11 protein-coding genes are annotated in these 13,310 nt (G+C 59.7%); 5 read left to right on the top strand and 6 right to left on the bottom strand.

The genetic code is table 11. From position 1 onward, the window contains the following. Positions 1–57: 57 nt before the first annotated feature. The 4 genes from AC1MEW_RS04570 to AC1MEW_RS04555 form a co-directional block, all read right to left on the bottom strand. On the bottom strand, positions 58–2,061 hold the full coding sequence (locus AC1MEW_RS04570; RefSeq protein ID WP_480425533.1) for an acyltransferase family protein: 2,004 nt from the start codon (positions 2,059–2,061) through the stop codon (positions 58–60). A gap of 149 nt (positions 2,062–2,210) precedes the next feature. Beyond that, on the bottom strand, positions 2,211–3,470 hold the full coding sequence (gene rho, locus AC1MEW_RS04565; RefSeq protein WP_007942421.1) for a transcription termination factor Rho: 1,260 nt from the start codon (positions 3,468–3,470) through the stop codon (positions 2,211–2,213). Positions 3,471–3,714: 244 nt separating this feature from the next. Further along, a complete protein-coding gene (gene trxA / locus AC1MEW_RS04560; RefSeq protein WP_201190319.1) occupies positions 3,715–4,044 on the bottom strand; it encodes a thioredoxin TrxA in 330 nt (109 codons plus the stop codon). Between the two features lie 122 nt (positions 4,045–4,166). Continuing rightward, positions 4,167–4,874: a FadR/GntR family transcriptional regulator gene (locus AC1MEW_RS04555; RefSeq protein WP_201198779.1), complete on the bottom strand. Its 708-nt coding sequence runs from the start codon at positions 4,872–4,874 to the stop codon at positions 4,167–4,169. A 256-nt stretch (positions 4,875–5,130) separates the two neighbouring features. Between AC1MEW_RS04555 and AC1MEW_RS04550 the strand changes: the two genes are divergently transcribed. The 5 genes from AC1MEW_RS04550 (at position 5,131) to ppx (ending at position 9,735) form a co-directional block, all read left to right on the top strand. Beyond that, complete coding sequence (locus AC1MEW_RS04550; RefSeq protein ID WP_201198781.1) at positions 5,131–5,916, top strand: transporter substrate-binding domain-containing protein; 786 nt, start codon at positions 5,131–5,133, stop codon at positions 5,914–5,916. A 21-nt stretch (positions 5,917–5,937) separates the two neighbouring features. Then, entirely contained in the window at positions 5,938–6,618 is a 681-nt protein-coding gene (locus AC1MEW_RS04545) for an amino acid ABC transporter permease (protein ID WP_201198783.1), read from the top strand. After that, on the top strand, positions 6,615–7,265 hold the full coding sequence (locus tag AC1MEW_RS04540) for an amino acid ABC transporter permease (protein ID WP_480425530.1): 651 nt from the start codon (positions 6,615–6,617) through the stop codon (positions 7,263–7,265). The genes AC1MEW_RS04545 and AC1MEW_RS04540 overlap by 4 nt, the downstream gene beginning before the upstream one ends. Next, positions 7,252–7,989: an amino acid ABC transporter ATP-binding protein gene (locus tag AC1MEW_RS04535; protein WP_201198787.1), complete on the top strand. Its 738-nt coding sequence runs from the start codon at positions 7,252–7,254 to the stop codon at positions 7,987–7,989. The genes AC1MEW_RS04540 and AC1MEW_RS04535 overlap by 14 nt, the downstream gene beginning before the upstream one ends. A 243-nt stretch (positions 7,990–8,232) precedes the next feature. Next, positions 8,233–9,735 (top strand): exopolyphosphatase, encoded by a 1,503-nt coding sequence (gene ppx, locus AC1MEW_RS04530; RefSeq protein ID WP_201198788.1) that lies wholly within the window; start codon positions 8,233–8,235, stop codon positions 9,733–9,735. A gap of 206 nt (positions 9,736–9,941) precedes the next feature. Here the strand turns inward: ppx and ppk1 are convergent, their stop codons facing one another. Further along, positions 9,942–12,167, bottom strand: coding sequence for a polyphosphate kinase 1 (gene ppk1, locus AC1MEW_RS04525; RefSeq protein WP_323570460.1), 2,226 nt, complete (start codon positions 12,165–12,167; stop codon positions 9,942–9,944). Between the two features lie 18 nt (positions 12,168–12,185). Next, entirely contained in the window at positions 12,186–13,199 is a 1,014-nt protein-coding gene (hemB, locus tag AC1MEW_RS04520; protein WP_480425528.1) for a porphobilinogen synthase, read from the bottom strand. Positions 13,200–13,310: the final 111 nt, after the last annotated feature.

Below are 13,310 nucleotides of genomic sequence, written 5' to 3'. Positions count from 1 at the left end.
CCGTAAAATAGGCGTACATCCTACCTGCTCTGCCGGCCGCTGGCAGCTTATCGCTGCTTACTTGGCCGCATTCACGTTGCCATTGCCAAGGGTTGCCCGGGCTTGCAAGTGCTTGAACAGAGGCTCAAGTACCGGCGCAACGAACCGCGCGCCGATCTCCGACAGGTGATTGTCGTCGGTATACAGCGAATGGCCGTTGAGCTCGACCCGGCACAGGCCCGATGAATCACACAACGCCGGGGCCGGATCAACTACGGTCACACCCGAATTGGCGGCCGCAATTTGAGCGCACAACTGGCTGATGAACGCCTGGCGCTTGAAGTGCTCCGTCACCGCCAGGCCCACGTCATCGGTCGGACGATGCAACATCGCCAATCGACTTAGGCGGTAAGGCGGGCTGAACTGCTGCAGCGGCGCTTCCTTGACCAGCCAGACACGATGCCCGCCGTCCCGCAGCTTTCGCACTGTTGCCCGTAATCCTTCGGCCAGTCGTTGTTCGACGCTGGCTCTTTCATAACGACCACTGGAATTCCTCAGCGCGTGCCCGAGATCGCCTTTCGCATCGCCATAGAGATAGAGGCTCCAGCGCGCAACCAGCACTACATCGCCCACCGATTGCGGCTTCAAGGCCAGCTCGACCCGGCGATTGAACCGGGCACACGTCTGATCGAACTCCAGACCCTCAACCGGAATGCAGCCCGGGGAGCTGGCAAGGATCACGCTGACGCCATGTTTTTGCGCCCCATCATCGAACACCGGGATCAGCGCCGTGGCATGACTGTCCCCCCAGACTAGTGCCTTTGAAGCGGTAGACGCTTGAGTCCCGTAGTGACAGAAGAGCTTGTCGTCAGGGGTTTTATCATTGGCCAGGCAGCGCATCAGTTCCGGCCGCCATTCCTTCCCTTTGGCGTACTGCAAGGCTTGATCAGGCAAGCGCCAGGGTAAGCCATTGGTCCAGCGCAGCGCTTGACCGGCCAGCCCCAGCACCAACACGCCGACACCTGCCGCCAGCAAAATCTGCCGACGCCCCGCCAACAACCGCCGCTCGCGAAACGGCGTTTCGACGAAGCGCCATGACAGATAACCCAGCACCAGGCTGAGCAGAATCAAGCCTGAGATATCAAACAGGCCAGGTTCATCGACGCTGGCATAGCTGGAGAAAACAAAGACCGGCCAGTGCCACAGGTACCAGGAATAGGAAATCAGCCCAAGCCCCACCAGCACACGGCTGCCCAGCAGGCCGCCGACCAGGGTTTGCCGATGTCCGTTGGCCCAGATCAGCGCGACCACACCCAACGTCGGCAATAGCGCTGCTGCGCCGGGGAATGGGGTGCTTTTGTCGTAGCAGAACACCGCCAGCAGAATCAGCCCGAGGCCGCCCAGGCTGACAATTTGAGCGCCCATCGGTGTCAGGCGCCAGTTACCTCTGGGCGCAACCGACAGCATCGCGCCGGCCAACAGTTCCCAGGCGCGCATCGGCAACAGGAAAAAAGCTTTTTCCGGGTGATGCGCCACGGCCCAGACGCTGAGCCCGAATGACACCAGCAACACACCGAACAGCGCCAGCCGCCAATGCTTGAGGCGACTCGACAAAACCGTCAGCAGCAGCGGAAAGACAATGTAGAACTGCTCCTCAACCGCCAGCGACCAGGTGTGCAGCAACGGCTTGAGGTCGGAGGCCACATCGAAATAACCCTCCTGACGCATGAACAGGAGGTTGGACACGAACATCACCTGATAACGCACCGAGCGCCCCAGTTCCTCGTAATCCTTGGGGGCCAGCAGGAACCAGCCCACCGCCAGCACCACGATGATCATCACAAACAGCGCCGGCAGGATTCGCCGGGCACGCCGGGCCCAGAAATCGACAAAGCTGAAGCACCCGGCCTGCCGCTGGTTCCAGATAATCGAGGTGATCAGGAAACCGGAAATCACGAAAAAGATGTCCACACCGACGAAGCCGCCGGAGAAGCCAGGAATACCAAAATGAAACAGCACGACAGCAATCACAGCGATTGCGCGCAAGCCGTCGATGTCCCTTCGATAAGCAAGAGAGCTCATAAACAGTTAGGCCAGTCAGTTGAAAGTTTTTGGGTCGCATGCCCATTTCGTTTCTGTACTGACCAACCGTAGTCGCAAACCTCCCCTTTTTTTTTGCAAAAAAAAATGGCGCCCCGAAGGACGCCATTTTTAGCGGTTAAAAAACCGTCTTACTTACGCTTCATCGACAAGAAGAACTCGTCGTTGGTCTTGGTCGTTTTCAGCTTGTCGACCAGGAACTCGATGGCAGCGATTTCGTCCATCGGGTGCAGCAGCTTGCGCAGGATCCACATACGCTGCAACTCGTCGTCGGCGGTCAGCAACTCTTCGCGGCGGGTACCGGAACGGTTGATGTTGATGGCCGGGAAGACGCGTTTTTCAGCGATACGACGATCCAGAGGCAGTTCCATGTTGCCGGTGCCTTTGAATTCTTCGTAGATCACTTCGTCCATCTTCGAGCCGGTTTCAACCAGCGCGGTGGCGATGATGGTCAGCGAGCCGCCTTCTTCGATGTTCCGTGCCGCGCCGAAGAAACGTTTCGGTTTCTCCAGGGCGTGGGCATCGACACCACCGGTGAGTACTTTGCCGGAGCTCGGGATCACGGTGTTGTAGGCGCGAGCCAGACGGGTGATGGAGTCAAGCAGGATCACCACGTCTTTCTTGTGTTCGACCAGGCGCTTAGCCTTCTCGATCACCATTTCGGCAACCTGCACGTGGCGGGTTGGCGGCTCGTCGAACGTCGAGGCAACCACTTCGCCGCGCACGGTGCGCTGCATTTCGGTTACTTCTTCCGGACGTTCATCGATCAGCAATACGATCAGGTGAACTTCAGGGTTGTTACGCGCAATGTTGGCCGCGATGTTCTGCAGCATGATCGTTTTACCGGCTTTCGGCGGTGCAACGATCAGACCGCGCTGGCCTTTGCCGATCGGGGCGCACAGGTCGATGACACGACCGGTCAAGTCTTCGGTGGAACCGTTGCCGGCTTCCATCTTCATGCGCACGGTCGGGAACAGCGGGGTCAGGTTCTCGAAGAGAATCTTGTTTTTCGCGTTCTCGGGACGATCGTAGTTGATCGTGTCGACCTTGAGCAGTGCGAAATAACGCTCGCCTTCCTTTGGAGGGCGGATCTTGCCAACGATGGTGTCACCGGTGCGCAAGTTGAAGCGACGGATCTGGCTCGGCGAGACGTAGATATCGTCTGGGCCGGCGAGATAGGAAGCGTCAGCGGAGCGCAGGAAGCCGAAGCCGTCCTGGAGAATCTCCAGCACGCCATCACCGGAGATTTCCTCGCCGCTTTTCGCGTGCTTTTTGAGCAGGGAGAAAATCACGTCCTGCTTGCGCGAACGGGCCATATTTTCTATGCCCATCTGTTCGGCCAATTCGAGCAGTTCGGTAATCGGCTTTTGCTTGAGTTCAGTCAGATTCATATAGGAATGACGTAATCATTTATGGAGGGGGGGAAATTAAGCTTTTGGCTTAATGAGGCCGCGCCGCAGAGAAGGCGACAGGATCGCGTACTTATTCGAAAAGGAGTGCGTCGGCGACGGCTAGCAGGGGGCAGTGGAGAAACCAGTGCGGGGCCGAATGTACCACCTGAGTTTCGGAGCGTCTAGCCCTGAATACGCAAAAAGCCCCGCAATTTGCGGGGCTTTTTTATACAACGTCGCCGACTTAGATGTTGGCGTCGAGGAATGCAGCCAATTGCGACTTGGACAGTGCGCCAACCTTGGTTGCTTCAACGTTGCCGTTCTTGAACAGCATCAGGGTCGGGATACCACGTACGCCGTGCTTGGCCGGGGTTTCCTGGTTTTCGTCGATGTTCAGTTTGGCAATGGTCAGCTTGCCAGCGTAGGTACCAGCAATTTCGTCCAGAACCGGGGCGATCATTTTGCAAGGACCACACCACTCAGCCCAGTAGTCAACGAGCACAGGGCCGGCAGCCTTAAGTACTTCTTCTTCGAAGTTAGCGTCGGTGACGTGCTTGATAAGATCGCTGCTCATGGATGTCTCCGGGTTGTAAGCAAAAAAAAACGTGGCCCATCATAGCTGCCCTTCCCTCGTTCAGGAAGGTGCAGATGATTGAGTCTCGCTATGGTGGCGCATGAGTTTGGGTATAGCTCAAGTCATGAGGTGGCGGGGGCGATGAAAGCGATTCCGGTGCGCAGCGCGGCATTGCGCACATGTTCCTGCATTGCCTTCTGTGCCGCACCGGACGTCCGGCGCGCCAGTGCGCGGAGGATTTTGCGGTGTTCCTGCCAGGTTTCCATGGCCCGCTCTGCCCGGATGAACGGTAACTTCTGACTCTCCAGAAAGATGTCGGCGCTGGCGGTCAGGATGCTCAACATCGCCTGATTGCCGCTGGCCAGCAGGATGCGCCGATGAAATTCGAAGTCCAGCCGCGCCGCAGCATCGAAGTCGCAGGCCTTTAATTCGTTGCGCATGGCGGCGACGTTATCTTCCAGTGCATCGAGTTCATCAGTGCTTAAGGTCACGGCAGCCAACCCTGCGGCGAACCCTTCCAGGGCATAGCGCAACTGGAAGATATCCAGCGGCGAAGCCTGGGACGCAAATGGCCAACTCAGCGCTCCATCGCCTCGGGGCAAGTCCACCGGGGCCTGCACGAAAACGCCCTTGCCCGGCTGGATACTGATCACGCCCAGCGCACTCAGGGACGACAACGCCTCGCGAAGCGACGCCCGGCTAACCCCCAATTGCACCGCCAAATCCCGTTGCGAGGGCAACGCATCCCCCGGTCCGAAATCCTGTTCGGTAATCAGTTTGCGGATGGCTTGCAGCGCCACTTCAGGTACGGCGCGAGAGATCGAGTTCATGGTTTTTCAGACGAACCAGGCCAATGAGCGGCTAGTTGTAAAGCTATTCGCGGCGCCCGGCAAGTCGTGCCCCACTGGGGTTCGGTGATCAAAGGCAATGCGCTATCGAGGTGCGAAACGCGACCTGACTGTTCAGACCAGTAAGACCGAACAACACCAGTAAAACCGCGGCCTGCCACCCGCAAAGCCCAATGTTGGCATGGCCCGTGCTCTGTCGAATCGCAGAAATCACTTCTCGCCGATTCGGAGATTTGCCATGACCCAGCGTTACAGCGCCCTCCTCGCTGCCCTGTTTGCCAGCCTGATGCTGAGCCAGGCACCCGCCCACGCCGACGGTCTGGAGGATGTGGTCAAGCGCGGCACCCTCAAAGTCGCCGTGCCGCAGGACTTCCCGCCGTTCGGCTCGGTCGGCCCGGACATGAAACCGCGAGGTCTGGATATCGACACCGCCAAGCTGCTGGCTGAGCAGCTCAAGGTCAAACTCGAACTGACCCCGGTCAACAGCACCAACCGCATCCCGTTCCTGACCACCGGCAAAGTCGACCTGGTGATTTCCAGCCTCGGCAAAAACCCCGAGCGCGAGAAAGTCATCGACTTCTCCAGCGCCTACGCGCCGTTCTACCTCGCCGTGTTTGGCCCGCCAGACGCCGCTATCAAGACTCTGGACGACCTCAAGGGCAAAACCATCAGCGTCACCCGTGGCGCCATCGAAGACATCGAGCTGACCAAAGTCGCCCCGGAAGGCGTAACCATCAAGCGCTTCGAAGACAACAACACGACCATCGCCGCCTACCTCGCCGGCCAGGTTGACCTGATCGCCAGCGGCAACGTGGTGATGGTGGCGATCAGCGAGAAAAACCCGAAACGCGTGCCGGCGCTGAAAGTGAAACTCAAGGATTCGCCGGTCTACGTCGGCGTGAACAAGAACGAGCCGGCGCTGCTGGACAAGGTCAACCAGATCCTCGCCACGGCCAAAACCGACGGTTCACTGGAGAAAAACTCCCAGACCTGGCTCAAAGAACCGCTGCCGGCCGATCTCTGATCGCCAGCCGGGAGACTCAATATGGCTTATCAGTTCGACTTTATTCCGGTGATACAAAACACCGACCTGTTGCTGCGCGGTGCGCTGTTCACCCTTGAACTGACGGCCATCGGCGCGGTGTTCGGCGTCGGTCTGGGCATTGTCGGGGCGCTGGTGCGGGCGTGGAACATCCGTCCGTTTTCCGCGATCTTCGGGGTTTACGTCGAGTTGATCCGCAACACGCCGTTCCTGGTGCAATTGTTTTTCATCTTCTTCGGTCTGCCATCGCTGGGAGTGCAGATCTCCGAATGGCAAGCGGCGGTACTGGCGATGGTGATCAACCTCGGTGCCTATTCGACCGAGATCATCCGCGCCGGCATTCAAGCGATCCCACGGGGTCAACTGGAAGCCGCGGCGGCATTGGCGATGAGCCGTTTCGAAGCCTTTCGCCACGTGATCTTGCTGCCGGCACTGGGCAAGGTCTGGCCGGCGCTGAGCAGCCAGATCATCATCGTCATGCTCGGGTCGGCGGTTTGCTCGCAGATCGCCACCGAAGAACTGAGCTTCGCCGCCAACTTCATCCAATCGCGCAACTTCCGCGCCTTTGAAACCTACGCCCTGACCACGCTGATCTACCTGTGCATGGCGCTGCTGATCCGCCAACTGCTGAACTGGATCGGTCGCCGGTATATATCCAGAAGCAGCGCGGGGAGCAGCCAATGAGCGATTTCACCTTCTGGGACATCGTGCGCAACCTGCTCACGGGCCTGCAATGGACGCTGGCACTGTCGCTGGTGGCATTTATCGGCGGTGGCTTGATCGGCTTGTTGATCATGGTCATGCGCATTTCGAAAAAAGCCATGCCGCGCAACTTCGCCCGCACCTACATCGAACTGTTCCAGGGCACGCCGCTGTTGATGCAGTTGTTTCTGGTGTTCTTCGGCGTGGCGTTGGCCGGGGTGGAGATTTCCCCGTGGATGGCGGCGGCGGTGGCGCTGACGCTGTTCACCAGCGCTTACCTGGCGGAGATCTGGCGCGGTTGCGTCGACTCGATCCCCAACGGTCAATGGGAAGCTTCGTCGAGCCTGGCGCTCAACCCGCTGGAGCAGTTGCGCTACGTGATCCTGCCGCAATCCCTGCGCATCGCCGTGGCGCCGACCGTTGGCTTTTCGGTGCAAGTGGTCAAAGGCACCGCCGTCACCTCGATCATCGGTTTCACCGAACTGACCAAGACCGGCGGCATGCTCGCCAACGCGACTTTCGAACCGTTCATGGTCTACGGCCTCGTGGCCCTCGGTTACTTCTTGCTCTGCTACCCCTTGTCCCTCAGTGCGCGCTATCTGGAAAGGAGACTGCATGCCTCTGCTTAGAATTTCGGCCCTGCATAAATATTACGGCGACCACCATGTGCTCAAAGGCATCGACCTGAGCGTCGAGGAAGGCCAGGTGGTGGCGATCATCGGCCGCAGCGGCTCGGGCAAATCCACGTTGCTGCGCACCTTGAATGGCCTGGAGTCGATCAACGACGGCGTGATCGAAGTCGACGGTGAATACCTCGACGCCGCCCGCGCCGATTTGCGCAGCTTGCGGCAGAAAGTCGGGATGGTGTTCCAGCAGTTCAACCTGTTCCCGCACCTGACGGTCGGCGAGAACGTGATGCTGGCGCCGCAAGTGGTGCAAAAGGTGCCCAAGGCAAAAGCAAAAGAACTGGCAAAAGAGATGCTGGAACGGGTCGGGCTGGGGGAGAAGTTTGATGCGTTCCCCGATCGTTTGTCCGGCGGTCAGCAGCAGCGCGTGGCGATTGCCCGGGCCTTGGCGATGTCGCCGAAGGTGTTGCTGTGCGACGAGATCACCTCGGCGCTGGACCCGGAGTTGGTCAATGAAGTGCTGAGCGTGGTCCGGCAACTGGCCAAAGAAGGCATGACGCTGATCATGGTCACCCACGAAATGCGCTTCGCCCGGGAGGTTGGGGATAAGTTGGTGTTCATGCATCAGGGCAAGGTGCATGAGGTTGGGGATCCGAAGATTTTGTTCGCGAATCCGCAGACGGCGGAGTTGGCGAATTTCATCGGCACCGTGGAAGCGGCGAGCTAAGTCGCGCATATCACCTGTGGCGAGGGAGCTTGCTCCCGCTGGGCTGCGAAGCAGCCCCAAAGCCATACACCGCGCAACACCGGCAAATTCCGGTCGGCAGATTTTACGACTGCTGCGCCGCCGAGCGGGAGCAAGCTCCCTCGCCACAGAAGTTGTGCTGAATCAAGGCTTTCAGTTCTGCGCGTTGGCGCCAGCGTTTGATCGTGGCACGATGTCGAGGTTATCGACCGAGACCCCCTGACCATGCCGCAATCCCAAGCCAAGAATCTGTCCCTGATCGCCGCAATCGACCTGGGCTCCAACAGCTTTCACATGGTCGTGGCCAAGGCCCAGAACGGCGAAATCCGTATTCTTGAGCGCCTCGGCGAAAAGGTCCAACTGGCCGCCGGCATCGACGACGAGCGCCAGCTCAACGAAGAATCCATGCAGCGCGGGCTCGATTGCCTGAAGCGTTTTGCCCAACTGATCAACGGTATGCCCCCCGGCGCCGTGCGGATCGTCGGCACCAACGCCCTGCGTGAAGCCCGTAACCGGGCCGAGTTCATCCACCGCGCCGAAGAAATCCTCGGCCACCCGGTGGAAGTCATCTCCGGTCGTGAAGAAGCGCGCCTGATCTACCTCGGCGTCTCCCACACCCTCGCCGACACCCCGGGCAAACGCCTGGTGGCCGACATCGGCGGCGGCAGTACCGAATTCATCATCGGCCAGCGCTTCGAACCGCTGCTGCGCGAAAGCCTGCAAATGGGCTGCGTCAGCTATACCCAGCGCTATTTCAAGGATGGCAAGGTCACCCCGGCCCGTTACGCCCAGGCGTACACCGCGGCACGGCTGGAGATCATGAGCATCGAGCACGCCCTGCATCGCCTGACCTGGGATGAAGCCATCGGCTCCTCGGGCACCATCCGCGCCATCGGCCTGGCACTGAAGGCTGGCGGTCATGGCACCGGCGAAGTGAATGCCGAAGGCCTCGCCTGGCTCAAGCGCAAGCTGATCAAACTGGGTGATGCGGAGAAAATCGACTTCGAAGGCATCAAGCCCGACCGCCGTGCGATCTTCCCGGCGGGCCTGGCGATTCTCGAAGCCATCTTCGACGCCCTCGAACTGCAACGTATGGATCACTGTGAAGGCGCCCTGCGTGAAGGCGTGCTCTATGACCTGCTGGGCCGTCATCATCACGAAGACGTCCGCGAGCGCACCCTCAGCTCGCTGATGGAGCGTTACCACGTTGATCTGGAACAAGCCGCGCGAGTTGAACGCAAGGCCCTGCATGCTTTCGACCAAGTAGCCGCGGACTGGGACCTGGACGACGGCGTCTGGCGCGAATTGCTGGGCTGGGCCGCCAAGGTCCATGAAGTCGGCCTGGACATCGCCCACTATCACTACCACAAGCACGGCGCCTACCTGATCGAGCACTCGGACCTGGCGGGTTTCTCCCGCGAAGACCAGCAAATGCTCGCGCTGCTGGTGCGCGGTCACCGCCGCAATATTCCCCGGGACAAGTTTGCCGATTTCGGCGATGACGGCATCAAGCTGATTCGCCTGTGCGTGCTGCTGCGCTTTGCGATCCTGTTCCACCACATTCGCGGCACCCAGGAAATGCCCCAGGTCGTACTCAAAGCCAATGGCGACAGCCTGGATGTGCTGTTCCCGAAAAACTGGCTGGACGAAAACCAGCTGACCCAGGCTGATTTCGCGCTGGAAGCGGAATGGCTGACCCGGGTTGGGTTCACGCTGAACGTGCGCTAACGAACACAATTCCTGTGGCGAGGGAGCTTGCTCCCGCTGGGGTGCGAAGCGCCCCCATCTGCCTTAGTGGTTTATCAGAAATTATTAGGTGACCGGTTTTGGGGCTGCTGCGCAGCCCAGCGGGAGCAAGCTCCCTCGCCACAGGAATGTGACCAAAAAAATGGCGATCCGCAGGGATCGCCATTTTTTATGAGCCGATGTTTGCGTTAACGCACCGCAAGAATCGGGCTACCCAATCGCTCCAGCAACGTTGCCTGGGCACTGCGTGGGTTCTGGTTGCCGGTCGGTGTGTTACGGATGTAACGACCGTCCGACTGCAGGCTCCAGCTGTGGGTGTTATCGGTCAGATAAAGCTCCAGCTCTTTCTTGACCCGCATGATCAGCTTCTTGCCTTCCACCGGGAAGCAAGTCTCGACGCGTTTGTCGAGGTTGCGCTCCATCCAGTCGGCGCTGGAGAGGAACATCTGCTCTTCGCCGCCATTGAGGAAGTAGAAGACCCGGGTGTGTTCCAGGAAGCGGCCGATGATCGAGCGCACGTGGATGTTGTGGGAAACCCCCGGAATGCCAGGGCGCAGGCAGCACATGCCGCGCACCACCAGATCGATGCGCACACCGGACTGGCTGGCCTTGTACAGCGCGCGGATGATCTTCGGATCGGTCAGCGAGTTGAACTTGGCAATGATGTGCGCCGGTTTGCCGTCTAGGGCGAACTGGGTTTCCCGGGCAATCATGTCGAGCATGCCCTTCTTCAACGTGAACGGCGCGTGCAACAGCTTCTTCATGCGCAGGGTCTTGCCCATGCCGATCAACTGACTGAACAGTTTGCCGACGTCTTCGCACAAAGCGTCGTCGGAGGTCAGCAGGCTGTAGTCGGTGTACAGACGGGCGTTAGCCGCGTGGTAGTTGCCGGTGCCCAAGTGCGCGTAACGGACAATCTCGCCAGCCTCGCGACGCAGGATCAGCATCATCTTGGCGTGGGTCTTGAAGCCGACCACGCCGTAAATCACCACCGCGCCGGCCGCTTGCAGACGGCTGGCCAGTTGCAGGTTGGACTCTTCGTCGAACCGCGCACGCAATTCGATCACCGCGGTGACCTCCTTGCCGTTACGCGCAGCGTCGACCAGGGCATCAACGATTTCCGAGTTGGCGCCGGAGCGGTACAGGGTCTGACGGACCGCCAATACATGCGGGTCCTTGGCCGCCTGGCGCAGCAGGTCGACCACCGGGGTGAACGACTCGAACGGGTGCAGCAACAGGATGTCCTGCTTGCTGATCACGCTGAAGATGTTCTCGCTGTTTTGCAGCAGTTTCGGGATCTGCGGCGTGAACGGCAGGTATTGCAGCGCGCGCTGACTGTCCAGGCCGGTGATGCTGAACAGGCGGGTCAGGTTGACCGGACCGTTGACCTGATACAGCTCGGTCTCGTGCAAGTTGAACTGTTTGAGCAAGTAGTCGGACAGGTGTTTCGGGCAGGTGTCGGCGACTTCCAGCCGCACCGCATCGCCGTAGCGACGGGAGAACAACTCGCCGCGCAGGGCGCGAGCCAGGTCCTCTACATCTTCGGTATCGACCGCCAGGTCAGCGTTTCGGGTCAGACGGAACTGGTAGCAGCCCTTGACCTTCATGCCCTGGAACAGGTCATCGGCGTGCGCGTGGATCATCGACGACAGGAACACATAGTTGTCGCCAGCGCCGCCGACTTCTTCCGGAACCTTGATCACACGAGGCAGCAGACGCGGTGCCGGGATGATCGCCAGGCCGGAATCGCGACCGAAGGCGTCGATGCCTTCGAGCTCGACGATGAAGTTCAGGCTCTTGTTCACCAGCAACGGGAACGGGTGCGTCGGATCGAGGCCGATCGGGGTGATGATCGGTGCGATCTCGTCGCGGAAATAACGGCGAACCCAGGTCTTGAGCTTGGTGGTCCAGTAACGGCGACGGATGAAGCGGACCTGATGTTTCTCCAGTTCCGGCAACAGAATGTCGTTGAGGATCGCGTATTGGCGGTCGACGTGACCGTGCACCAGTTCGCTGATCCGGGCCAGGGCCTGGTGCGGTTGCAGGCCATCGGCGCCCGCCTGTTCACGGGCAAAGGTGATCTGCTTCTTCAGGCCAGCCACGCGAATCTCGAAGAACTCGTCCAGGTTGCTGGAGAAGATCAGCAAAAACTTCAGCCGTTCCAGCAACGGGTAGGACTCATCCAGCGCCTGTTCCAGCACGCGGATGTTGAACTGCAGTTGCGAGAGCTCGCGATGGATGTACAGGCTGCTGTCATCCAGGCCGGGAATGGCAATCGCCGCCGGCGCCGCAGCCGCGGGCTCGGACACCACCGGGACGGGAGCTGGCTCCACATCCGGAGGGGTTTCGTCGATTTGCTCCACCACGGGTTGGGCTTCCTTTACTGCAACTTCAGAGAGTCCTTCGGTATTCATCGAATGTTCCTGGGAGGGCTATTTTTGCTCTCGTAACAATTGGGCGGCGCGCACGGCAAAGTAAGTCAGGATGCCATCTGCGCCTGCACGTTTAAAAGCGGTCAGGGATTCGAGAATAACCCCTTCGCTCAACCAGCCATTCTGGATCGCCGCCATGTGCATGGCGTATTCGCCGCTGACTTGGTACACAAACGTCGGCACTTTGAATTCTTCTTTGACCCGATAAAGGATGTCCAGATACGGCATGCCAGGCTTGACCATGACCATATCCGCGCCTTCTGACAAGTCCGCCGCCACTTCGTGCAGGGCTTCGTTGCTGTTGGCCGGGTCCATCTGATAGGAGGCCTTGTTCGCCTTGCCCAGGTTCAGCGCCGAACCGACCGCATCGCGGAACGGACCGTAATAGGCGCTGGCGTACTTGGCCGAGTAAGCCATGATCCGCACATTCACCTGATCGGCCAGTTCAAGGGCTTCGCGGATCGCCTGGATGCGACCGTCCATCATGTCCGACGGAGCTACCACCTGAGCGCCGGCTGCAGCGTGGGACAGGGCCTGCTTGACCAGTGCGTCGACGGTGATGTCGTTTTGCACGTAGCCTTCTTCGTCGAGGATGCCGTCCTGACCGTGAGTAGTGAACGGGTCCAGGGCGACGTCAGTGATAACGCCCAGCTCCGGGAAGCGATCGCGCAGCGCACGGGTGGCGCGTTGGGCGATGCCTTCCGGGTTCCAGGCTTCGGCCGCATCCAGCGACTTGAGCTCTGGCGGCGTGACCGGGAACAGCGCCACTGCCGGAATCCCCAGTTCGACCCACTTGGCCGCCTCGATCAGCAACAGATCGATGGTCAGGCGTTCAACGCCCGGCATCGACGCCACCGCTTCGCGACGGTTTTCACCGTCCAGCACGAACACCGGCAGAATCAGGTCATCGACGGTCAAAACGTTTTCACGGACCAATCGACGCGAGAAATCATCACGACGGTTACGACGCAGGCGGGTTGCAGGAAACAATCGGTTGGCGGGGGTAAAGCTCACGGCAGACTCCTGAGCCCGCGCTGGCAGGCGAGCGTGACAGTTATAAGCTGCCATTATGACGGACACATGACAGTTGTGCTTAGCCCTGCGTCACGTAGCTGTATTCCATTG

The organism is Pseudomonas sp. ASL4 (assembly GCF_056680395.1).
The sequence above is the reverse complement of the archived record's forward strand: the minus strand, read 5'-3'. Positions and strand labels throughout refer to the sequence as shown.